This window comes from Streptomyces sp. CNS606 (assembly GCF_000426325.1).
Genome location: NZ_AUFD01000021.1, coordinates 98,481 through 120,109, shown reverse-complemented (window position 1 = coordinate 120,109; position 21,629 = coordinate 98,481). Strand labels below are relative to the sequence as shown.

Annotated in this window: 21 protein-coding genes and 1 rRNA gene; 18 read left to right on the top strand and 4 right to left on the bottom strand. The window is 73.1% G+C overall.

Annotation, left to right across the window (positions count from 1 at the left end):
* Positions 1-58: 58 nt before the first annotated feature.
* The 8 genes from rrf (at position 59) to K304_RS0116225 (ending at position 5,957) form a co-directional block, all read left to right on the top strand.
* Positions 59-175, top strand: a 5S ribosomal RNA gene (gene rrf / locus K304_RS0116260).
* A 107-nt stretch (positions 176-282) separates the two neighbouring features.
* Positions 283-930, top strand: a complete 648-nt coding sequence (locus tag K304_RS0116255; protein WP_027764616.1) for an HAD family hydrolase — start codon at positions 283-285, stop codon at positions 928-930.
* A gap of 23 nt (positions 931-953) precedes the next feature.
* Positions 954-2,135: an acetoin utilization protein AcuC gene (locus K304_RS0116250; RefSeq protein WP_027764615.1), complete on the top strand. Its 1,182-nt coding sequence runs from the start codon at positions 954-956 to the stop codon at positions 2,133-2,135.
* 84 nt (positions 2,136-2,219) lie between these two features.
* Positions 2,220-3,044 (top strand): phosphatase, encoded by an 825-nt coding sequence (locus K304_RS0116245; RefSeq protein ID WP_199779622.1) that lies wholly within the window; start codon positions 2,220-2,222, stop codon positions 3,042-3,044.
* Positions 3,045-3,165: 121 nt separating this feature from the next.
* Positions 3,166-3,375, top strand: coding sequence for a helix-turn-helix domain-containing protein (locus K304_RS0116240; RefSeq protein WP_027764613.1), 210 nt, complete (start codon positions 3,166-3,168; stop codon positions 3,373-3,375).
* 151 nt (positions 3,376-3,526) lie between these two features.
* A complete protein-coding gene (locus K304_RS32205) occupies positions 3,527-3,625 on the top strand; it encodes a 30S ribosomal protein bS22 (protein WP_003948845.1) in 99 nt (32 codons plus the stop codon).
* Positions 3,626-3,802: 177 nt separating this feature from the next.
* Entirely contained in the window at positions 3,803-4,879 is a 1,077-nt protein-coding gene (locus K304_RS0116230; RefSeq protein WP_027764612.1) for an NAD-dependent epimerase/dehydratase family protein, read from the top strand.
* Positions 4,872-5,957 carry a lysophospholipid acyltransferase family protein gene (locus K304_RS0116225; RefSeq protein WP_027764611.1) on the top strand — a complete coding sequence of 362 codons (1,086 nt, stop codon included), beginning with the start codon at positions 4,872-4,874 and terminating at the stop codon, positions 5,955-5,957. Before K304_RS0116230 ends, K304_RS0116225 begins: the two co-directional genes overlap by 8 nt.
* 194 nt (positions 5,958-6,151) lie before the next feature.
* Here K304_RS0116225 and K304_RS0116220 read toward each other — a convergent pair whose 3' ends face one another.
* From K304_RS0116220 to K304_RS0116210, 3 genes are all read right to left on the bottom strand, one after another.
* Entirely contained in the window at positions 6,152-7,357 is a 1,206-nt protein-coding gene (locus K304_RS0116220; RefSeq protein ID WP_027764610.1) for a DUF5667 domain-containing protein, read from the bottom strand.
* A gap of 204 nt (positions 7,358-7,561) precedes the next feature.
* Positions 7,562-8,419 (bottom strand): ECF subfamily RNA polymerase sigma factor, BldN family, encoded by an 858-nt coding sequence (locus K304_RS0116215; RefSeq protein WP_027764609.1) that lies wholly within the window; start codon positions 8,417-8,419, stop codon positions 7,562-7,564.
* Positions 8,420-8,877: 458 nt separating this feature from the next.
* Positions 8,878-9,795 (bottom strand): HAD family hydrolase, encoded by a 918-nt coding sequence (locus K304_RS0116210; protein WP_027764608.1) that lies wholly within the window; start codon positions 9,793-9,795, stop codon positions 8,878-8,880.
* Between the two features lie 131 nt (positions 9,796-9,926).
* Between K304_RS0116210 and K304_RS0116205 the strand changes: the two genes are divergently transcribed.
* From K304_RS0116205 to K304_RS0116160, 10 genes are all read left to right on the top strand, one after another.
* Positions 9,927-10,163 carry a glutaredoxin family protein gene (locus tag K304_RS0116205; protein WP_037790714.1) on the top strand — a complete coding sequence of 79 codons (237 nt, stop codon included), beginning with the start codon at positions 9,927-9,929 and terminating at the stop codon, positions 10,161-10,163.
* Between the two features lie 346 nt (positions 10,164-10,509).
* Positions 10,510-11,286, top strand: a complete 777-nt coding sequence (locus K304_RS0116200; RefSeq protein WP_027764606.1) for a redox-sensing transcriptional repressor Rex — start codon at positions 10,510-10,512, stop codon at positions 11,284-11,286.
* Positions 11,283-12,830 (top strand): glutamyl-tRNA reductase, encoded by a 1,548-nt coding sequence (gene hemA / locus K304_RS0116195; protein WP_027764605.1) that lies wholly within the window; start codon positions 11,283-11,285, stop codon positions 12,828-12,830. The genes K304_RS0116200 and hemA overlap by 4 nt, the downstream gene beginning before the upstream one ends.
* 95 nt (positions 12,831-12,925) lie before the next feature.
* Positions 12,926-13,867, top strand: a complete 942-nt coding sequence (hemC, locus tag K304_RS0116190) for a hydroxymethylbilane synthase (RefSeq protein WP_051308521.1) — start codon at positions 12,926-12,928, stop codon at positions 13,865-13,867.
* 110 nt (positions 13,868-13,977) lie between these two features.
* Positions 13,978-15,618: a bifunctional uroporphyrinogen-III C-methyltransferase/uroporphyrinogen-III synthase gene (locus K304_RS0116185; RefSeq protein ID WP_027764603.1), complete on the top strand. Its 1,641-nt coding sequence runs from the start codon at positions 13,978-13,980 to the stop codon at positions 15,616-15,618.
* Entirely contained in the window at positions 15,615-16,634 is a 1,020-nt protein-coding gene (gene hemB / locus K304_RS0116180) for a porphobilinogen synthase (protein WP_027764602.1), read from the top strand. Before K304_RS0116185 ends, hemB begins: the two co-directional genes overlap by 4 nt.
* 208 nt (positions 16,635-16,842) lie before the next feature.
* Positions 16,843-17,229 carry a GntR family transcriptional regulator gene (locus tag K304_RS0116175; protein WP_027764601.1) on the top strand — a complete coding sequence of 129 codons (387 nt, stop codon included), beginning with the start codon at positions 16,843-16,845 and terminating at the stop codon, positions 17,227-17,229.
* Positions 17,226-18,128: an ABC transporter ATP-binding protein gene (locus K304_RS0116170; RefSeq protein ID WP_027764600.1), complete on the top strand. Its 903-nt coding sequence runs from the start codon at positions 17,226-17,228 to the stop codon at positions 18,126-18,128. The genes K304_RS0116175 and K304_RS0116170 overlap by 4 nt, the downstream gene beginning before the upstream one ends.
* Positions 18,125-19,075, top strand: a complete 951-nt coding sequence (locus K304_RS33655) for a hypothetical protein (protein ID WP_037790689.1) — start codon at positions 18,125-18,127, stop codon at positions 19,073-19,075. Before K304_RS0116170 ends, K304_RS33655 begins: the two co-directional genes overlap by 4 nt.
* A 34-nt stretch (positions 19,076-19,109) precedes the next feature.
* Positions 19,110-20,078, top strand: coding sequence for a hypothetical protein (locus tag K304_RS0116160; RefSeq protein ID WP_027764599.1), 969 nt, complete (start codon positions 19,110-19,112; stop codon positions 20,076-20,078).
* A gap of 85 nt (positions 20,079-20,163) precedes the next feature.
* Here the strand turns inward: K304_RS0116160 and K304_RS0116155 are convergent, their stop codons facing one another.
* Positions 20,164-21,624, bottom strand: a complete 1,461-nt coding sequence (locus tag K304_RS0116155; protein ID WP_027764598.1) for an FAD-binding protein — start codon at positions 21,622-21,624, stop codon at positions 20,164-20,166.
* Positions 21,625-21,629: the final 5 nt, after the last annotated feature.

The following is a 21,629-nucleotide window of genomic DNA, read 5'->3' as shown; positions in this document are numbered from 1 at the left end:
TGTTGGTGGCATCCGGGGTTGCGGCTGGTTCTCCCGGTTCTTGTGTGTTTCATAGTGTTTCGGTGGTTATAGCGTGAGGGAAACGCCCGGTTACTTTCCGAACCCGGAAGCTAAGCCTCATTGCGCCGATGGTACTGCGAGGGGGACCTCGTGGGAGAGTAGGACGCCGCCGAACAATCATTGACGGGAGCCCCGTCGGCCTTCGGGCCGGCGGGGCTTTCGCCGTTTCCAGACCCTGACCGGCTCCCCGCCGCCCAAGTGCAGGCCCTTAGGCTGACGCGCATGCGCTACGACCTGGTGATCTTCGACAACGACGGTGTCCTGGTGGACAGCGAACGGATCGCCAACCGGGTGTTGGCCGCCTTGCTCACGGAGCTCGGCCACCCCACCACCCTCGAGGAGTCCGTACGCGACTTCATGGGCTCTTCCGTCACACGGGTGCGCGAGGTGGTCCGCGTACGCACCGGTGACAGCCTGCCCCTCACGTTCGAGGAGATCCTCCACGAGCGGACCTTCGCCGCCTTCCGGCGGGAGCTGCTGCCCGTCGACGGCATCGGCGGGGTCCTGGACAAGCTGGAGGCCGAAGGGGTGCCGTACTGCGTGGCCTCCTCGGGCACCCACGAGCGCATTCGCGTCTCACTGACGAAGGCCGGCCTGTACGAACGGTTCGGTGAGGGCCGGATCTTCAGCGCGCAGGACGTGGCCCGCGGAAAGCCCGACCCCGAGCTGTTCCTGCACGCCGCGGGGACGATGGGCGTCCCGCCCGGGCGGTGCGCGGTCGTGGAGGACAGCCCCCTCGGTCTGCGGGCCGGTGTCGCGGCCGGTATGGACGTGTACGGTTACGCGGCGATGACGCCGCCGGACCGGCTGGCCGCCGCACGCGAACGGTTCACCGACATGAACGCCCTGGTGGGTCTCCTCTCCTCCTGAACCGCACCGGTACGGTGGCGGGCATGAGCGGCGGCGCGGTGTTGATGTGGGACGAGGCGGTCACCGGCTACGACTTCGGTGACGAACACCCCATGGATCCTGTGCGGCTGGCGCTCACGATGCGTCTCGTCGAGGCGTTCGGCCTGCCCGGGACGGCAGGGCTGGACGTGAGGGCGGCCATGTCCGCCGGGGACTCGACGCTGCGGCTGGTGCACCGCCAGGACTACATCGACACCGTGCGCCGCATCTCCGCCGACCCGCTGACCGCTGACGGATCCTACGGTCTGGGCACCATGGACGACCCGGCGTTCGCCGGGGTCCACGAAGCCTCCGCGCTCATCGCCGGCCAGTCCGTCGGCGCCGCCGAGGCGGTGTGGCGGGGCGAGGCGCGGCACGCCGTCAACTTCTCCGGCGGCCTGCACCACGCGATGCCCGGCTCCGCCGCCGGCTTCTGCGTCTACAACGACGCGGCCCTCGCCGTCGCGCGGCTCCTCGAACTCGGCGCGCGCAGGGTCGCCTACGTGGACGTGGACGTGCACCACGGAGACGGCGTCGAGGCCGCGTTCTGGGACGATCCCCGGGTGCTCACGATCTCCCTGCACGAGCACCCGCGCCTGCTCTTCCCCGGCACCGGGTGGCCCGAGGAGACCGGCGGCCCTGCGGCGCCCGGCACGTCCGCCAACGTCGCACTGCCGCCCGGGACCGGCGACGACGGCTGGCTACGGGCGCTGCACGCCGTGGTGCCCGAACTGCTCGCCGAGTTCCGCCCGGACGCGCTGGTGACGCAGCACGGAGCCGACACCCACGCGGAGGACCCCCTCGCCCACCTCGCGGTCAGCGTCGACGCGCAGCGTGCCGCGGCCGAGGCGTGCCATGCCTGGGCCCACGAGTACGCCGACGGCCGCTGGGTGGCTCTGGGCGGCGGTGGATACGCCGTCGTGGACGTCGTCCCGCGCAGCTGGACGCACCTGGTGGGGATCGCCGCGGGGGCCCCGGTGGCGCCTGACGCGGAGGTGCCCGAGGAGTGGCGCCGCGAGGTGTACGCGCGTACCGGCGTCTCCACGGCTCCGCGGCGGATGACCGACGGCCGCGCGGCGGCGTGGCGGCCGTGGGAGCAGACCGGTTACGACCCCGCGGACGCGCTGGACCAGGCCGTCCTCGCGACCCGTCGCGCGGTGTTCCCCGCCCTCGGGTTGCTGCCGTAGGCCCGCCGGCGAGCACGAAGTCGCGTCGCACGCACGGGTGACGGTGCGCGGAGGCGAACGTGCCGCAGGCGCGGATCGTTCACCATGGGCGGTGTGCGGAGTGTTGCCGGGCTGCGGGCGCATCTGCTCGCCGCGGGTCTGGCCGGGACCGTGGCGACGACCCGCGAGCAGAGTCTGACCAGGTACCGGCTGTTCGCCGCGCGCGACCCGCGGGCGCTGCTCGGGCTGGTGCCCGACGGGGACTGGACCGTCCCGGAGCTGCTGGCCCTGATGGCGCAGCGGTGCGGGGTGTCGCCGGACCCCGCGCGGGTCTCCGGCCGGGACCGGATCGACCCCGACCTCACCCTCGCCGCACTCGACGTGTTCGCCGAGCGGTTGGTCGCCGCCGTTCGCCGCCGTGAGCCGGTGCTCCTCGGTACCGGTCACCCGGACCGTCTGCTGGGCTTCTACACCGCGCTGGCGGCCGCGCTCGCCGCCGCGGGATGCCCGGTGCTGACGCCGGGGCGTGGCCGGCGCGTCGATGTGGCGACGCGCTTCGGCGTCGTGCCGCACCGCCTGGCGTACGTGCGCGGGGTGGCCGTCCTCCACACGGTGGGAGCGTGCACGGATCCGGATGCGCCGGGCGCGCACACTCACTCGCCGCTTCCGCTGCGCAGTGCGCTGGCGGCTGCCGCGGCCGAGGGCGGGCGGCTGCCGCAGCTGGTCGTCGGGGACCACGGATGGGTCTGCGCGGCGGGCGCGCTCGGCGTCGAGGCGATGGGGCCCGCGGACACGGACGATCCGGCGCCGTTCGTCGGCGAGGCGGAGGGGCGGGTGGCCGTGGCGGTGCCGCTGGATGACGGGGCGTCAGCGGTGCACTACGGCCCGCTGACGCGCTATGTACTCAATCGGGCCCGTCTGTCACAGTAGGAGCCTGATCGCTCTCCTCTTCCCCACTTGCATCACCCGTCCCGTATCTGGGTAGCGCATGGGGTGGGAGCCGCCGGAGGGGAAGCCGGTGTCCGACGTGTGCGGAAGGTTCAGGTGAGACATGGCTGCCGACCAGAGGCCTCTGAACGAGGTCGTGTTCCTGACCGTGGCGGAAGTCGCCGCCGTGATGCGTGTGTCCAAGATGACCGTGTACCGCCTGGTGCACAGCGGTCATCTGCCCGCGATCCGTGTGGGCCGGTCGTTCCGGGTGCCGGAACAGGCCGTCCACGAGTACCTGCGGGAGAGTTACGTCGGGATGGAGAGCGCGTAGTTCCGTGCGGGCGTACGTGCCGCGTTCCGGCCGGAGCCCCGGAGTGAACCTCGGATTACGTCCCTTCACCGGCGGCGGGTAGGCTGAGCCCATGTAGGTCGTGTGGGCTCGGACGCCCCGCACCGAGTCGGAGAAGTGAGCGAGGGTAGTCGTGGGCTCTGTTATCAAGAAGCGGCGCAAGCGGATGGCGAAGAAGAAGCACCGCAAGCTGCTCAAGCGCACGCGCGTACAGCGCCGCAACAAGAAGTGAGCGGGCACGCAGCTCGTTGACCCGTCGCCTTCCGCCGCACACCGACGCGTGTGCGGCGGAAGGCGACGGCTTTTTTGTGGTCTGCTGTCCCCAGCGCGGGCCCGGGGCGTGTGCGCCCCCGCGCGTGCGCGGTGGGCGGCGTGTGCGGGTCGCGACGGTCGACGACAGGGAGATCACGTGGGCAGGGTGGTACTCGTCACCGGAGTCGCCCGGCAACTGGCGGGCCGGTTCGTGCGGCGCGTGCAGCGGGAGGCCGACGTCGACCGGGTGGTCGGTGTGGACGCGGTCCGGCCCGGCCACCACCTGGGCGGCGCGACCTTCGTCCAGGCCGACCTGCGCCAGCCGGTGATCGGCACGGTGCTGGCCGAGCACGGCGTGGACACCGTCGTGCACCTGGACGTCAACGCGACGCCGCTGCAGCCGCGCGGGAGCGTGGGGGCGCTCAAGGAGACCAACGTCATCGGCACCATGCAGCTGCTCGGCGCGTGCCAGAAGGCTCCGTCGGTGCGACGGCTGGTGCTGAAGTCCAGTACCGGCGTGTACGGGTCGGCGCCGCGCGACCCCGCGGTGTTCGACGAGGCGACGCCGCCGAAGGCGCTGCCCAGCGGCGGCTTCGCCAAGGACGTGGTGGAGGTCGAGGGGTACGCGCGGGGCTTCGCCCGCCGCCGTCCGGACGTGTCCGTGACGGTGCTGCGCTTCGCGCACGTGCTCGGGCCGACCGTCGACTCGCCGATGAGCGGCTACTTCTCGCTGCCGGTGCTGCCGACGGTGCTCGGCTACGATCCGCGGCTGCAGTTCGTGCACGAGGACGACGCCGTCGAGGTGCTGCGCAGGGCTGCGGGGGAGCCGGCCCGGGGCACGTACAACGCGGGCACGTTCAACATCGCCGGCGACGGGGTGCTGCTGCTGTCCCAGTGCGCCCGGCGGCTGGGTCGCCCCACGGTGCCGATACCGCTGCCCGCGCTCCGCTGGGGCGGCTCGCTGCTGAGGTCGGTGGGGGCCTCCGACCTCTCGCCGGAACAGGTCCGCATGCTCACCCACGGACGGGTGGTCCGTACGGCGCAGATGCGGGAACTGCTGGGCTTCGAGCCGCGGTACAGCACGGCGGACGCGCTGCTCGCGTTCGCCCGCAGCCGCCCGCAGGGGCTGCTGCCGCCGGAGGGCGTCGGCCGCGCCGTCGACCGTGTCGCCGCACAGCTCGCACCCGACCAGGCGCGGGCCCGGAACGAGGAGGAGCCGCACCACCATGGGTGACGCGAAAGTGATCCCGTTCGACGACGACCGCGACCGTGAGCGTGACCGCCGGCGCGGCAGCGGCGCGGGCCGGCAGGGCGGCCGCACCCGGTCCCGGCCGGACCGGTCGGGCGGCGGCCGGGCGGAGTCCGACGGCACGTCTCTGGTGCCGCTGCCCCACCAGGCCGAGGGCCACGACGGCGGCGCCGGGCACGACGGACCGGAGCCGGCCGCGGAAGCCCCGGGGCCGCCCGCCGACGGCGCGTGGGAGCAGCGGGCCGCCCGCGGGCTGGCGTTCCTGCGCCGCCGGCTGACCGGCGCGTACGAGGTCGACGAGTTCGGCTACGACGCGGAGCTCACCGACCAGGTGCTGATGTCGCTGCTCCGGCCGGTCTTCGAGAAGTACTTCCGGGTGGACGTCCGGGGCGTCGAGAACATCCCGGCGGAGGGCGGGGCCCTGGTCGTCGCCAATCACTCCGGGACGCTGCCGCTGGACGGCCTGATGCTGCAGGTTGCGGTCCACGACCACCATCCGGCCGACCGTGCCCTGCGGCTGCTCGCGGCCGATCTGGTGTTCCTGCTGCCGGTGGTCAGCCAGCTCGCGCGGAAGGCCGGGCACACGCTCGCGTGCGCGGAGGACGCGGCGACGCTGCTCGGGCGCGGGGAGGTGGTCGGCGTCATGCCGGAGGGCTTCAAGGGCATCGGCAAGCCGTTCGCCGAGCGGTACAAGCTGCAGCGGTTCGGGCGGGGCGGGTTCGTGTCCACGGCGCTCAGGGCGGGCGCGCCGATCGTGCCGTGCTCGATCGTGGGGGCGGAGGAGATCTACCCGATGGTCGGCAATTCCCGGACGCTCGCCCGCCTGTTCGGCTTCCCGTACTTTCCCCTCACGCCGACGTTCCCGTGGCTGGGCCCGCTGGGGGCGGTGCCGCTGCCGACGAAGTGGACGATCCAGTTCGGCGAGCCCATCCCGACCGACGGGTACGCGCCGGAGGCGGCGGACGACCCCATGCTCATGTTCAACCTGACCGATCAGGTCCGGGAGACCATCCAGCACACGTTGTACAAGCTGCTGGTGGGGCGGCGGTCGGTGTTCTTCTGACGGGGCCGGGGTGCCGCGGCGGCCGGTGTCCAGCCGGACCGGCGGGTCGTCGGGAGGGGGTCTTCCTCCGATCGTGACCGTCTTGCGTCGTCGGACGGTGTTCAGCTGACGGGGGTGTCGGTGATACCAAGGAGGCGGGGCGGCGGCCGGTGTGGGGATCGGCCGTCGCCCCGCCTCCTGCGCGGTGACGGGATTCAGTCGTCGCGGGCGTCCACGCCGAGGCCGGGCAGCACGTCCGGGACCAGCGGCGGGAGGGTGATGTCCGGCCCGGGACGCTCTGCGCCGTCGCGGCCGGAGCCGGGACGGGAGCCGTCCTTGCTCGGACCGGACGACGGCTCGCCGAGCAGGCCGTCGTCGAGCAGGCCGTCGTCCTGCTGCGAGGACGATCCGGACGGCCGGGGGCCGTCGCCCCCGGAGTCGCGGTCCCGCCGCTCGCCCTGCGAGGACTCCGCGGAGGGACTGCCTGACCGGTCGGCTCCCCGCTGTTCCCCGCCGGGCGCGTTCCTCTGCGTCGGCCCGGACTCCGCCGGCGGGTCGGGGAAGAGTGGGCGCAGCGGCTCGACCTCGTGCTCTATGGCGGTGAAGACCTCGGTGACCTCTTCCTCGACGTCCGACAGCTGCACGGGCAGCCGCCCGCGCAGCTCCGCCCACCGGACGCGGTGGTCCTGGGTGAAGGTGGAGAGGGACTCCATGACGCCGATGCCGCCGTCCCGCTCGTACGCGGCGCTGAGCAGGCGGTGGCCCTCTCCCGCGTCGTGGCTGACGCCGGAGAGCGCCCGACGGATGTCGGCGAGCGCCTCGTGGTCGAGGTTCCCGGTGCGGTCCTGTTCGACCAGGCGGCGTGCCTCGCGCATCCGGGTGGAGGCGTGGTCGAGGTAGAGGAGCCCGCGGTCGGCGTCGTCGTCGGCGAGGTCGAGCCGCAGGTCCTCCATACCGCGCTTGAGGCCGTACAGCGTGTCGCCGGGGAGGGCGTCGGTGCTGGCCGCGGCGACTCCGCCGAGGGCGGAGGCGGCCACGCCGACGCTGAGGCCGCCGGCCGCGAGGCCCTTGCCGAGCCGCGAGGTGGGCCGGAACAGGCCGAACGGTCCGGAGCCGGTGGCGCGGTGGGCTCCCTTTCCGCGCTGGGCGCCGCGCTGCCGGGGGACGAGGCCGTCGCCGGCTCCGAGGGTGCCCTCCGCGACGGCGGCCTCCATGGCCGCCACGAGCTGGGCCCGTTGGACGGTTTTCACCTCCGGGTCCATCTCGGGTCTCGGCAGCGAGCCGAGCCCGTCCGCCAGGGCGAGCAGCTGCGCCTGCTCGTGGTCGCCGTCAGCTGCTACCTCGCCGATCCCGCGGTCGTGCTCGTCCACGGCTTCGGCGAAGGCGTGTGCCCGCCGGCTCGCCGATACGGATCCGATCACGGGCGGCACCTCCTCTCATCAGCACGGTGGACTCCCCACGGCAGGGGGTGGGTTGCGCCGCCTGTGCGCGTACACCCGATCGAGTGAACGCGGGTCGGCGTGTCGCCGCTGCGGGGAGTCTGCATTCCCCCCAACGATCCGAGCGCCGGACGGGTTACGGAGTCACGATGATGTGACCGCGAGCGCATGGCGTGTCACCTGTGGTCATCGAACGTCTTCGGGCATCAGGCGGGCCAGGGTCCGGACCGCCCGGTACTGGAGGGTCTTGATCGCCCCCTCGTTCTTGCCCATGATGCGCGCGGTCTCGGCGACGGTGAGCCCGTGCAGGAACCGGAGCGTGACGCACTCCTGCTGCTGCGGGTTGAGTCGGCGTACCGCGTCGATCAGGGCGTCGTTGGACAGCCGCTCCAGCACGGAGTCCTCCGGGCTGCGCTCGACCTCGTTGGCGTCGAGCATCTCCCCGGTGGTCACCTCCAGTCGGAACCGGCTGGACTTGAAGTGGTCGGCGACCAGGTTCCGGGCGATGGTCACCAGCCAGGCGCCGAAGTCGCGCCCCTGCCAGGTGAAGGTGCCGATCCGGCGCAGCGCCCGCAGGAACGTCTCGCTGGTCAGGTCCTCGGCCGTGGCCCGGCCGCCGACGCGGTAGTAGATGTACCGGTAGACGGTGTCGCTGTACTGGTCGTAGAGCCTGCCGAAGGCGTCGGCCTCGCCGTTCTGGGCGCGCTCGACCAGGTCCATCATCCGGCGGGCCTCGGTGTCGCCGACGGCGGGCCGGCGGCGGGTCGCGGTGCCGGAGGCGCCGCGGGTCGCGGCGCCGGACGAACCCCGGGTGGCCGTTCCGGAGCCGGAGGCGCCGCGCCGTCTGCCGGCGACCCGGGGGCCGGCCGCGGCGCCTGTGGCGGTGCTGTCGGCCAGTGCGTAGCAGGGGCGTGCGGGGACAGGTGCGGCTGCGGCGAGGGCGGGCACGGCGTACGCGCTGGGGACGAGCGTGCGCAGTCGGTCGACGACCGAGGTACGCAGCGTAGCCAGGCCCGAGGCGTCAACCCCGACGTGTGGGTACACGGGACTCCCAGAGGCAGAGCTTCCATCACGTGCACTGCGGGACCGATTCGCCCGGTCAGGGGCGGAGAGGTTCCGCAGGCGTCTGAGGAGAATAACGCTTCGTACAGGCAGCACTACGCCTAGTTGCTGAAATCGTCGATTCGGTCTGCTCTGTTACGTGTTGGGAGTCGAGAATTATTCGAACGCGAGTGACATGGTGATCACTTGATAGGCGAAATCTGATGGCTCGATGACCGCTTCTGACCGAGTGTCAGAGTCATGTCTAGGGGAGTGCAGGTGGGGGTAAGACGGCGGGATGCGCCTGCGACGCGCGTCACGGTCTGCCGTTTTCGCGCGGTTGATCGGTGGCTGACCGTTCGGTCCGGTGTACGACGGTCCGGACGGTCCGGACGGTCCGGACCGTCGGACGGCCCGCCACCGGGACGCCCCGATCCCGTGGCACGGCTCAGGAGTCCGGTTCAGCGGCGCCGGCGGTGGATGGCCAGCGCGGCGGCGGTGCCGCCGGCCACGGCGCCCACGCCCGCGGCGGCCGGGATTCCGATCTTCGCGGCCTTGCGCCCGGTGCGGTAGTCGCGCAACCGCCAGCCCTCCCGGGCGGCGTGGGCGCGCAGCGAGCTGTCCGGGTTGATCGCGTACGGGTGGCCGACGAGCGACAGCATCGGGATGTCGTTCGCCGAGTCGCTGTACGCCGCGCAGCGCTCCAGTTCCAGGTCCTCGGCGACGGCCAGCGCACGCACCGCCTCCGCCTTGGCCGGGCCGTGCAGCGGCTCGCCGACCAGACGGCCGGTGTAGACGCCGTCCACCGATTCGGCGACCGTTCCCAGCGCGCCGGTCAGGCCGAGGCGTCGGGCGATGATGGTCGCGGTCTCCACCGGGGCGGCGGTTACCAGCCACACCCGCTGACCGGCGTCCAGATGGGCCTGCGCCAGCGCGCGGGTGCCGGGCCAGATGCGGCCGGCCATGTACTCGTCGTAGATCTCCTCGCCGATCTCCATCAGTTCGCTGACCCGGTGGCCCTTGACGATGGAGAGCGCGCTGTCGCGCGCGTCCTGCATGTGTCCGGCGTTCTCCGCGCCGGCCAGCCGGAAGTACGCCTGCTGCCAGGCGAAGCGGGCGAGTTCGCGCTTCTCGAAGAAGCGCCGCTTGTACAGTCCGCGGCCGAAGTGGAAGAGGGCGGCGCCCTGCATGACCGTGTTGTCCAGGTCGAAGAACGCGGCGGCGCGGGTGTCCCCGGCGACCGGGAACTCCGGTGCCGCGGGCGGCTCGGGCGCTGCCGCCTCCTGCTTCCGTGCGGCCTCCGCGGCTGCCTCGCCCGCGAGGACGCTGCGCGCGGTCGCGGCCCGCTTGGGCCGGGTGAGCCAGGAGGGAAGAGGCATACGGCGAGCATAGCCAGTCCCGGGCAGCGGTCCGTTACGGACGGATGTCGGCTCGCCGTACGGCATCAGGACGGCCGTACGTCCCGCACGCGCGTGCGGGACGCGGTCCGGGTGGCTGGACAATGGGGGTCATGAAGACCGTGACGCTGATCGGAAAGCCCGGCTGCCACCTGTGCGACGTCGCGCGGGACACGATCGACCGGGTCTGCGCCGAGACGGGTGCCGTCTGGGAGGAGAAGGACATCAACCAGGACCAGGAGCTGTACCGCGCGTACTGGGAGCAGATCCCGGTGGTGCTGGTCGACGGCGCGCAGCACGACTTCTGGCGCGTCGATCCGGAGCGCCTGCGGCGGGCGCTGGCCGGCTGATGTGCGGCCCGGCCGCCTCCGGAGGGGTGCGCTCGCGCACGTGGTCGGCGGAGGTTCTACCGGCCGGTAGGCTGGTGACTCCGGGCGCCCGGAATCGGCTGGAATTCGACTATCATCGACGTCGTTTTGCCGTCGGGGGGCGTATACGTGAGGAGTGTGACGCGTGTCCCCCTTGATGCGTGTGGCACCGGTCACGTTGCCAGGGCAAAACGGACACCATCTTTGTGCACGCGTTCACAAAGGCATAGCCTGGGCGCGACGGAGCGGTCCGGGAACGTGCGCAGCGACGTACGCGACGCACCCGGCGTACGGCCGCTCACCGCTTCGCGCAACCGGCAGGAGCACCGTGGCAACCAGCCGAAACCACCGACCGGCGACGAGAGCGAGCCGAGGGATCCCCGAGGCCACCGTCGCCCGTCTGCCGCTGTATCTGCGCGCACTGACCGCGCTCTCGGAGCGCTCGGTGCCCACGGTCTCCTCCGAGGAGCTGGCCGCGGCGGCTGGGGTCAACTCGGCGAAGCTGCGCAAGGACTTCTCCTACCTCGGCTCCTACGGCACCCGCGGTGTCGGCTACGACGTCGAGTACCTCGTCTACCAGATCTCCCGCGAGCTGGGCCTCACGCAGGACTGGCCGGTCGTCATCGTCGGCATCGGCAACCTCGGCGCCGCGCTCGCGAACTACGGCGGCTTCGCCTCCCGGGGATTCCGCGTCGCCTCGCTCATCGACGCCGACCCCGCCCTCACCGGCCGGACGGTCGCCGGCATCCCGGTCGAGCACAGCGACGAACTCGAGAAGATCATCGCGGAGAACGGCGTCTCCATCGGCGTCATCGCCACCCCCGCGGGCGCGGCGCAACAGGTGTGCGACCGGCTCGTCGCGGCCGGGGTGACCTCCATCCTCAACTTCGCGCCCACCGTGCTCTCGGTTCCCGAGGGCGTCGACGTGCGCAAGGTGGACCTGTCGATAGAGCTGCAGATCCTCGCCTTCCACGAGCAGCGCAAGGCCGGCGAGGAGGCTCCGCTGGAGGAGACGGCGCCCCCCGCGGCACCGCCGGCCGCCGCGGTGACGAAGCGGCCCGATTCGGGACCTGACGGGGACGTGCCCGCCGTGATGCCGGCATGAGTCTCCTCGTCGTCGGGCTGAGTCACCGCAGCGCCCCGGTCAGCGTCCTCGAGCGTGTCGCGCTCGAGGCGTCTACGCGCGGCAAGTTGCTGCACGACACGGTCGGCACCGAGCCCGCCGCCGAGGCGGCGGTGCTCGCCACGTGCAACCGGCTGGAGCTGTACGCGGACGTCGACAAGTTCCACGCCGGTGTCGCCGAACTGTCCACCATGCTGGCGCGGCACAGCGGCGTCGCGCTGGACGAGCTGACGCCCTATCTGTACGTGCACTACGAGGACCGTGCCGTGCACCACCTGTTCTCGGTGGCGTGCGGGCTGGACTCGATGGTCGTCGGCGAGGGCCAGGTCCTCGGCCAGATCAAGGACGCCCTCGCCGTCGCGCAGGACGAGCACACCGCCGGGCGGCTGCTCAACGACCTCTTCCAGCAGGCGCTGCGGGTCGGCAAGCGCGCCCACACCGAGACCGGCATCGACCGGGCGGGACAGTCCCTGGTCACCTTCGGTCTGGAGACGCTCGTCGCGCTGGCGGCACCCGGGGCGGAGGACGACGTGGCCCGCTGGGTCGCCGGCCGGCGCGCGCTGGTGATCGGCGCGGGTTCGATGTCCTCGCTGGCCGCGACCACGCTCGCGCGCTGCGGTGTCACCGAACTGGTGATCGCCAACCGCACCGTGTCCCGCGCGGAGCGCCTCGCGGCGAGCCTCGCCGACGAGTACGGCTTCGCCGGGATCGCCGACGTGCAGCCCGGGCACCTCGGCGCGGGCCCGTCCGTGGGTGCGGAGGCTTCCGGCTGCGGGCTGTGTCCCGACGCCGGGGCCGGTGGCACCGGAGACCACGCGGGCGACGCCCCGCCCCGCCGCTTCGCCGCGCGGGCCGTGGCCGTGGAGGAGATCCACGCGGAGCTGCCGTACGCCGACATCGTGGTGTCCTGCACCGGTGCGACCGGGATCGTGCTGACGGCCGACGACGTCCGTGCCGCGCTCGCCGCGCGCGACGGGGCACGGGACGCCGCGCACGGTGCCGCGGCCGGGGACGCCGGCTCGGCGCCGGGCGGGCGGCGGATCGTCGGAGTGCTGGACCTCGCCATGCCGCGGGACGTGGACGCCGCCGTGCACCGGCTCGACGACGTGCGCCTGGTCGACATCGAGTCGCTGGCCGAGGCCGCCGCCGACGCCCCCATGGCCTCCGACGTCGACGCCGCGCGCGGCATCGTCGCCGAGGAGGTCGCGGCCTTCGGTGCCGCCCAGCGGGCCGCCGTCATCACCCCCACGGTCGTCGCGCTGCGCGCCATGGCCTCCGACGTGGTCGCCGCCGAGATGGCGCGCCTCGACGGCAGGCTCCAGGGCCTCGACGACAAGCAGCGCGCAGAGATCACCCAGACCGTCCGGCGCGTCGTGGACAAGCTCCTGCACGCGCCGACCGTACGGGTCAAGCAGCTCGCCGGCGAGCCCGGCGGCGCCGGGTACGCCGACGCCCTTCGCGAGCTCTTTGACCTCGATCCGCAGGCCGTCGCCGCGGTCAGCAACCCGGAACAGGAGCGGCAATGAGCACCGGCCCCACCCACGGCGGCCCCGGCACCGGCCCGGGCGCCGGCCTCGACGCCGGCGCCCTCCGGCTGGGCACCCGTCGCAGCAAGCTGGCGATGGCCCAGTCCGAGCAGGTCGCCGAGGCCGTGCGCCGGCTCACCGGCCGCCCGGTCGAACTGGTGCAGATCACCACCTACGGCGACACCAGCCGTGAACACCTGGCGCAGATCGGCGGTACCGGCGTGTTCGTCACCGCGCTGCGCGACGCGCTGCTGCGCGGCGAGATCGACTTCGCCGTCCACTCGCTGAAGGACCTGCCCACCAGCCAGCCCGAGGAGCTGCACCTGGCGGCCATCCCGGTTCGCGAGGACCCGCGCGACGCGCTCATCGCCCGCGACGGCCTCGGCTTCGAGCAGCTCGCCCGCAGCGGCGAGCGCGCGGGCCGCCCGGCGCGCATCGGCACCGGATCGCCGCGCCGCATGGCGCAGCTGGAGGCCTGGGCGCGGGCGCTGGGCGTCGTGATCGAAACGGTGCCGATCCGGGGGAATATCGACACGCGGATCGGGTACGTGCGCTCGGGCGAGCTCGACGCGGTCGTGCTCGCCGCCGCGGGGCTGAACCGGGTCGGCCGGGCCGACGAGGTCACCGAACTGCTCTCCCCGGACACCGTACTTCCCGCCCCCGGCCAGGGGGCACTGGCCGTCGAGTGCGTCGCGACCGACGTACTCCTCGCCGCGCAGCTCGTCGAGCTCGACGACCCGCACACGCGGGCCGCCGTGACCGCCGAGCGCACCCTGCTCGCCGCCCTGGAGGCCGGCTGCAGCGCACCCGTCGGGGCGCTCGCGGACCTTCCGGGCGACGGGCGGACCGTCACCGAAATGCGCCTGCGTGGCGTCGTCGGCACCACCGACGGCAAGACGCTGGTGCAGCTGTCCACCACCGGTCCCGCACCGGCGTCCGCCGACGACAGGGCGACCCCGCAGAGGATGGGGCGCCGACTCGCCGACGAGATGCTCGCCAAGGGTGCGGCCGGTCTGATGGGGGAGCGAGCACTTTGAGCCCCACCACCGCCAAGACGCCGGCCGACCGCAGCACGGCGTCGCCGACCACCGCGGCGGCCGCCGCACCGGCGCCCGCCCAGGCCGTCGCTCCCGCAGCGGCCCCGCACCTGTACGGAGCCCACGGGCACGTCACCTTTCTCGGTGCCGGTCCCGGGGACCCGGGACTGCTCACGCTGCGCGCCGTCGAGGCGCTGTCGCACGCCGACGTGCTCGTCGCCGACCCGCAGGTGCACGACATCGTGCGCACCCATGCGCGGGCAGGCGTGGACACCCCGCTGCGCGCGGTGGACGACGGTTCCGGGACGCACGATGGCCCCAACTCCCCCGACGCCGCAGGTGATTGGGCACATGTTGTCATGGCGGCCGCCCGCAGCGGCAAGCGGGTCGTACGTGCCGTCGCGGGCGACCCCGGGCTGGACGCCGACGCCGCACGGGAGATGCTCGCCTGCGCCGACGAGGGCATCACCTTCGAGGTGGTGCCGGGCATCGCCAACGCGGTCGGCGTGCCCGCCTACGCCGGTGTGCCGCTGCGCGACGAGCACGGCGCCGACGTGCGGTTCGTCGACGCCGCGACCGCCGACGCGAGATGCTGGACCGAGCTCGGCTCCAGCGATTCCACCGTGGTCGTCTCCAGCACTCTCGAGACGGTGACCGGCACCGCCGGCGAACTCGTCGCCGCCGGGCGCAAGCCGGACACCCCGGTCTCGGTGACCATCGCCGGTACCACCACCCGTCAGCGCACCTGGAGTGCCACCCTCGGCACCCTGCAGCAGACCCTGAAGTCCGCGAAGGTGCTGCCCGCGGCGGACGGCACCCAGCCGGTGATAGCCGTGGTCGGCGAGCGCAGCGCGCCCGCGCAGCGGGACCGGCTGGCCTGGTTCGAGTCCAAGCCGCTGTTCGGCTGGCAGGTCCTGGTGCCGCGCACCAAGGAGCAGGCCGCCTCGCTCTCCGACCAGCTCCGTTCGTACGGCGCGGTGCCCGCCGAGGTGCCCACCATCGCCGTGGAGCCGCCGCGGACCCCGCAGCAGATGGAGCGGGCCGTGAAGGGCCTGGTCACCGGCCGGTACGAGTGGATCGCGTTCACCTCCTTCAACGCCGTGAAGGCGGTGCGGGAGAAGTTCGAGGAGTACGGGCTGGACGCGCGGGCCTTCGCCGGGATCAAGGTCGCCGCCGTCGGCGAGCAGACCGCCAAGGCGCTGGTCGACTTCGGCGTGAAGCCGGACCTGGTGCCCAGCGGCGAGCAGTCCGCGGCCGGGCTGCTGGAGGACTGGCCGCCGTACGACCCGGTGTTCGACCCGATCGACCGCGTCTTCCTGCCGCGTGCCGACATCGCCACCGAGACGCTCGTCGCCGGGCTGATCGAACTCGGCTGGGAGGTCGACGACGTGACCGCGTACCGCACGGTGCGCGCCTCGCCGCCGCCGGCCACCACCCGTGAGGCGATCAAGGGCGGCGGGTTCGACGCGGTGCTCTTCACCTCGTCCTCCACCGTCCGGAACCTGGTCGGCATCGCGGGCAAGCCGCACAACGTCACCGTGATCGCCTGCATCGGCCCCGCCACGGCGAAGACCGCCGAGGAGCACGGGCTGCGCGTGGACGTCCTGTCGCCCGAGCCGTCCGTCCACAAGCTCGCCGAGGCGCTGGCGGACTTCGGCGCGCAGCGCCGGGCCGCGCAGATCGAGGCGGGCGACCCCGTGAAGCGGCCCAGCGAGAAGCGGCCGCAGCGAAGGAGGGCCCGCACCTCGTGAACGCACCGCACCGCGCGCCGTCCGGCCACGGCGTCTTCCCCGCCGCCCGGCCGCGGCGGCTCCGCACCACACCGGCCCTGCGCCGCATGGTCGCGGAGCACCGCACCCGGCCGTCCGACCTGATCCTGCCCGCCTTCGTGCGGGAGGGGATCGGCGAGCCGGTCCCGGTCTCCTCGATGCCGGGCGTCGTGCAGCACACGCGGGACACGCTGCGGAAGGCCGCCGTGGAGGCCGTCGAGGCCGGCGTCGGCGGGCTGATGCTGTTCGGCGTCCCGCTGGTCAAGGACGCCGTCGGCTCGCAGGGAACCGACCCGGACGGCATCCTCCAGCAGGCGCTGCGGGACGTCCGCTCCGAGGTCGGCGACGAGCTGGTCCTGATGTCCGACCTGTGCCTGGACGAGTTCACCGACCACGGGCACTGCGGCGTCCTCGACGCGCAGGGCCGGGTGGACAACGACGCGACGCTGGAGCGGTACGCCGAGATGGCCCGCGTGCAGGCCGACGCCGGCGCCCACATGCTCGGGCCGAGCGGCATGATGGACGGCCAGGTCGGCCACGCCCGCGCTGCGCTGGACGCGGCCGGGCACACGGACGTGGCGCTCTTCGCCTACACGGCGAAGTACTCCTCCGCGTTCTACGGGCCCTTCCGGGAGGCCGTCGCCTCCTCGCTGAAGGGCGACCGGAAGACCTACCAGCAGGATCCGGCGGGCAACGCCCGCGAGGCGCGGCGCGAGCTGTCCCTCGATCTCGCCGAGGGCGCCGACATGGTGATGGTCAAGCCGGGCCTGCCCTACCTGGACATCCTCCGCGACTTCGCCGAGAGCGCGGACGTGCCGGTGGGCGTGTACCAGATCTCCGGCGAGTACGCGATGGTCGAGGCCGCCGCGGAGAAGGGCTGGATCGACCGCGACGCGGCGATCCTGGAGACGCTGACGTCCTTCACCCGCGCCGGCGCGAGCGTGATCCTCACCTACTGGGCCGTCGAGGCCGCGAAGCTGCTGCGCGCGCAGCGCTGAGCGTCGCCGCGCGCGCCGGGCCCGCCTACGGCACCGCCTGACCCTGTGCGTGCGCTGCGGCGTGCGCACGTTCAGGCCGGCAGCCAGGCGGGCCACCAGTCCGGGACGTGGGGCACCGATCGTGGGTTCCGTTCCACAACGGGAGTTGACAGCGGTGCCCCCGCGCACCACCCTTTCACTACTTGATTAGTGAAAGGGTGGTGCTGGCGTGGTCGAGTTCCGGATCGACCGGCGCAGCGGCGTCGCCACGTACGTGCAGATCGTGCGGCAGGTGCAGCAGGCGCTGCGGCTGGGCCTCCTGGAACCCGGCGACAAGCTGCCGACCGCGCGGGAGGTCGTCGAGGCGACGGCGGTGAACCCGAACACGGTGCTCAAGGCGTACCGCGAGCTGGAACGCGAAGGGCTGGTCGAGGCCCGGCGCGGACTCGGCACCTTCGTACGGAGGTCGCTGGGCGGCGTGCCCGCCGACTCCCCGTACGCCGTGGAGCTGGCCGACTGGGCGCGACGGGCCCGGCGCGCCGGGCTCGAACGAGAGGACGTGGCCGCGCTCTTCGCGGCCGCACTGGACCGGGAGTTTCCCGAGGGGGACGGATGAGTCAGGAAGGGGCCGCCCTGGAGGCGGCCGGGCTGGGGATGCGGTACGGCCGCCGGAGGGGGATGGTGCTGGACGGTTGCGCGTTCCGGCTGCCCGCCGGACGCATCTGCGCGCTCGTCGGGCCGAACGGGACCGGCAAGTCGACGTTGCTGAAGCTCGCCGCCGGGCTGCTGCGCCCGGCCGAGGGCGCCGTACGGGTCCTCGGCGGCGCACCGGCCGCCATGCGGGAGCGCGTGTCCTACGTCGCGCAGGGCAAGCCGCTGCACCCGCAGCTGACGGTCACGGAGACGCTGCGGTTCGGCGCGGAGCTGAATCCGGGCCGGTGGGACGCCGCAGCGGCCGAGCGGATCGCATACGCGAGCGGACTCGAACCCGGCGCGAAGATCCGCCGCCTCTCCGGAGGCCAGCGCACCCGGGTCGCCCTCGCCCTGGCCGTGGGCAAACGCGCCGAACTCATGCTGCTGGACGAGCCGATGGCCGACCTCGACCCGCTCGCCCGCCACGAACTCGCCGGCGCCCTGCTCGCGGAGGCCACCGAACACGGCACCACGGTCGTCATGTCCTCCCACGTGGTCGCGGAACTCGAGAACTCCTGCGACCACCTGCTGCTGCTCGGCGGCGGCCGCGTCCGCCTCGCCGGCCCGGTCGACGACCTCCTCGCCGCCCACGTGCTGCTGACCGGCCGGGGGCCCGACTTCGGCCCGCATCTCGTCGTGGAGCAGCGGCCCACCGGCCGCGGCAGCACGGCCCTCGTACGGTCGCGCGGTGCTCTGGACGGCGACTGGCAGGTGGAGCAACCCACCCTGGAGGAGCTGATCCTCGCCCACCTGCGCAACCCGGCGGCGGAGCCGCTGCTCACCGACGGCACCGCCCCCGCGCAGCAGGGGGCCACCGCATGAGTCTGCTGCCTGCGGCTCTTCGCCCCGGTGGTCTGACCTGGACGGTCCTCACCACACACCGCGCCGTTCTCCGGATCTGGCTGGGCTGCCTGGTGCTGGGCGCCGCCGCGCTCGTCGCCCTCCACTTCTACGGTGCCCACGTCGTCGAGACCTCCGACGCGTGCTCCGCGGGCGACCTGAGGTGCGACTACGACGTGGGCCGACAGATTGAGACCTACCGCTTCGTCCTGGCCCTCGTGCAGGGCTTGCTCGCCTTCCTGCCGCTCGCCGTCGCCGGGTTCGCCGGGGCTGCCCTGGTGGGGCGGGAGATGGACAACGACACCGCTGCCCTGGCCTGGACGCAGTCGTTGACGCCGGTCCGCTGGCTGATCGGGAAACTGACGCTGCCGGCGCTGCTCCTGGTCGCCGGCACGATTCCGCTGACGCTGTTGGTCCGCTGGGCCGATGACCCGGACTTCGCCCCCGAGTGGCACGGCGTCAACCCTTACCTCGCCACGGGGCCGACCGGAACCGCATACCTGCTTCTCGCCCTCGTGGCCGGTGCCGCAGCCGGACTGCTCCTCCGCCGCACGCTGCCCGCGCTGGCCGCAGGCGTGGGCATCGCGGGGTTGGTGATGATCCTCGGCGCGGTCTTCCGCTTCGACCTCTGGCCGAAGGTCTTCGTGTCCGGAAACCACCCCGGCCTCGCGAACAACGCCTACATCGTCGAGACGGGCGGAGTCACCGCCTCGGGCGAACGCTTCTCCTTCGACCGGTGCTTCCGGGTCCCGCGGCCGGAGTTCGACGTCCGCAGCTGTCTGGAGAAGTACGACGCCGAACGCTACGTACTGTTCCACCCCTCCTCACACTACTGGCCGCTGCAGCTCGTGGAGACCGGCATCGTGCTGGCACTCGCCGCCGCGCTGGTGGCGGCCGCGTTCTGGCTGCTGCGGCGGCGGTTGCCGTGACCCGCCACCACTGGCGCCACTGGAAGGAAACCCCGTGACCGCCCTGCCCCTCGGGCTCCGCCCTCGTGGCCTGCCCTGGTCCGTCCTGACCACGAACCGCACGGTTCTGCGGATCTACCTCGCCTGCCTCGCGCTCGGGGGCGTCACCCTGCTCGCGGCGTACACGTTCGGCGGGCGACTCGGCGACGCTCTAGCCGCGTGCGGGGTACCGGACCCGCCGTGCACCGTCGACGTGATCCGTGCCCGTGGCGCGTACGAGTTCCTGACGGGCTTCGTCGGCGGAGCCATCGCCTACTTCCCGGTCGCCGTGGCCGCGTTCGCCGGTGCAGCGCTCGTGGGGCGCGAGCTGGAGAACGGGACCGCCTCGCTGGCGTGGACACAATCGCTTTCGCCGGCCCGCTGGCTGGCCACCAGACTGGCGGTCCCCGCCGTCCTGCTCGTCGCCGGCATGGCGGTGCTGACGCCGCTGTACCGGTGGGTCTTCCTTTCGGGCCACTCGCCCAACCCGCCGAGCTGGTTCAAGGGGGAGGGGTTCCTCGCCGGGGGCCCCACCGGCACTGCCTATGTGCTGTTCGGTCTGGTGCTCGGGGCGACCGTGGGTCTGCTGGTGCGGCGCACGCTCGTCGCGCTGACCGTCGCGGCCGTCGTCACGGGGCTGACGCAGGCCCTGGGGCACGTGTACCGACCCGACCTGTGGCCGGTGGTGACGCGGACGGGTCCGTGGAGGGAGACGTATCCCTCGATCGATGCCCAGATCGTCGAGCGAGGTGGGATCACGCCGTCCGGCGAGCGCTTCGACCTCGCCACGTGCTTCGAAGGGCCGGTGCCGCCCACCAACGGCATCTCGGAGTGCTTCGCCCAGCGTGATGCGCAGTCCTACGTGGACTTTCACCCCGCCTCGCACTACTGGCCGTTGCAACTCGTGGAGACGGGCATCGTGTTGGGGCTCGCGGCCGGGTTGACGGCGGCCGCGTTCTGGCTGCTGCGCAGGCGGTTGCCGTGAGGCGCCTGCCGTGAGGCGGCCGTGACGCGGTGCGGGGTGCCGTCCGGAGGGGGGACGGCACCCCGCACCGTCGTGTGGACGGGGGTCAGAAGATGCCCTGGCCGGGGACGAGGATGCCGTCCGGGTCGTAGCGGCGGCGCGCGGCCGCGAGGAACGGCCAGGCGCGGCCGAAGTGGTCGTGCCAGTCCTCGCGGCCGAAGGGGACGGAGCCGACGGGGTACTGCTTGCCGCCCCGGTCGCGCACCGTCTCGTACGCGTCGCGGTTGGCGGCGAGCAGCCGGTCGACCGTCGCTGTGTCCTCCGGCGGGCAGGTGCGGAGCACGGCGAGGAGGTACGGCACGCGGTCGCGCGGCATCTTCAGCAGCGGGGTGCGCAGCTCCTCGCGCTGCAGCGGGTACAGCAGGACGACGCCGGCCGGGCCGACGTCCGCCGGGGTGAGGCCGGCGAGGATGCCTCCGGCGAGGCGTTCCGCCTCGTCGCCGGGGAGCAGCAGGTTGAGCCATGGGTGGGCGTCGTCCCAGAGCCCGGCTTCCTTGAGCTGTTCCACGACCGGGCCCAGCCGGTCGATGAAGGCGTAGTAGTCCAGGGTCTCGGCCGTGGCTCCGGCGGGGTCGTGGCGGAGGCCGCGCAGCAGCAGTTCGTCGTCCGGTTCGGGCCCGGCCGGCGGGCCGTACGCCGTGGCCTCCAGGACGTAGCTGCGGAAGGCGCCCGTGTCGTCGGCGGCGACCTGTCCCTCCACGTAGGCGAAGCGGCGTTCCTCGACCAGCCGGCGCTGGTCCGCCAGGAAGGTGTGCAGGTCGTCGTAGGGCAGCAGGAAGTGCCGCACCGTCTCCGGCGCGGTGACCAGTTGCAGCGTCGCGCCGACGACGATGGCGCACTGGCCGAGGCCGGCGCGTACCGCGTCGAACAGGTCGCGCCGCCGGTCGGGGGAGCAGCGCACGTACTCCCCGGCGCCGGTGACGACCTCCAGTTCGGTGACGGTGTCGACCTGGGCGCCGTGCGCGTGCGTCTGGCCGCCGATGCCGCCGACGGAGAGCGTGCCGCCGACGGAGAGTTCGAGGTAGTCGGTGAAGACGGGAGGGGTGAGGCCGTGTTCGAGGGTGGCCTTGGCGAGCGTCGACCAGCGCACTCCGGCGCCGACGGTCACCCGGCCGTCCCGTACCGGGCCGATGCCGGCGAGCGGCGTGGTCTCGATGACGAGGCCGTTCTTCACCTGGGCCTGGCCGAAGGTGGTGTGGCCCTGGCCGCGCGGCGCGACGTCGATGCCGTGGCGGCGGCAGTAGCGGACCATGGCCACGATGTCGTCCACCGAGCCGGGGCGCAGGACGGCGGCGGGTGTGCGGTGCACGATGTGGCCGTAGTCGTCGGCCGCGGCGGCGCGCGAGGCGTCGTCGGTGAGCAACGTGCCGTCCAGCGGCGGTACTTCGTCGAACGGTCCGCCGTCCCCCTCGACGGCCCAGGCGCGCCCGGCCGGGTCGAACCCGACGACGACGGCCGCGGCGGCCGCTCCTCTCAGTGCGGTACGGCGGGTCGGCTTCGACAGCATGCGCG

Bases quoted from the DNA above. Each gene is read 5' to 3' on its own strand.
- K304_RS0116170 (WP_027764600.1), top strand. From the start codon at position 17,226: ATGAGTCAGGAAGGGGCCGCCCTGGAGGCGGCCGGGCTGGGGATGCGG.
- K304_RS0116250 (WP_027764615.1), top strand. From the start codon at position 954: ATGAGCGGCGGCGCGGTGTTGATGTGGGACGAGGCGGTCACCGGCTAC.
- hemA (WP_027764605.1), top strand. From the start codon at position 11,283: ATGAGTCTCCTCGTCGTCGGGCTGAGTCACCGCAGCGCCCCGGTCAGC.
- K304_RS0116255 (WP_027764616.1), top strand. From the start codon at position 283: ATGCGCTACGACCTGGTGATCTTCGACAACGACGGTGTCCTGGTGGAC.
- K304_RS0116225 (WP_027764611.1), top strand. From the start codon at position 4,872: ATGGGTGACGCGAAAGTGATCCCGTTCGACGACGACCGCGACCGTGAG.
- K304_RS0116155 (WP_027764598.1), bottom strand. From the start codon at position 21,624: ATGCTGTCGAAGCCGACCCGCCGTACCGCACTGAGAGGAGCGGCCGCC.
- K304_RS0116245 (WP_199779622.1), top strand. From the start codon at position 2,220: ATGGGCGGTGTGCGGAGTGTTGCCGGGCTGCGGGCGCATCTGCTCGCC.
- K304_RS0116210 (WP_027764608.1), bottom strand. From the start codon at position 9,795: ATGCCTCTTCCCTCCTGGCTCACCCGGCCCAAGCGGGCCGCGACCGCG.
- K304_RS0116205 (WP_037790714.1), top strand. From the start codon at position 9,927: ATGAAGACCGTGACGCTGATCGGAAAGCCCGGCTGCCACCTGTGCGAC.
- K304_RS0116240 (WP_027764613.1), top strand. From the start codon at position 3,166: ATGGCTGCCGACCAGAGGCCTCTGAACGAGGTCGTGTTCCTGACCGTG.
- K304_RS33655 (WP_037790689.1), top strand. From the start codon at position 18,125: ATGAGTCTGCTGCCTGCGGCTCTTCGCCCCGGTGGTCTGACCTGGACG.
- hemC (WP_051308521.1), top strand. From the start codon at position 12,926: ATGGCCCAGTCCGAGCAGGTCGCCGAGGCCGTGCGCCGGCTCACCGGC.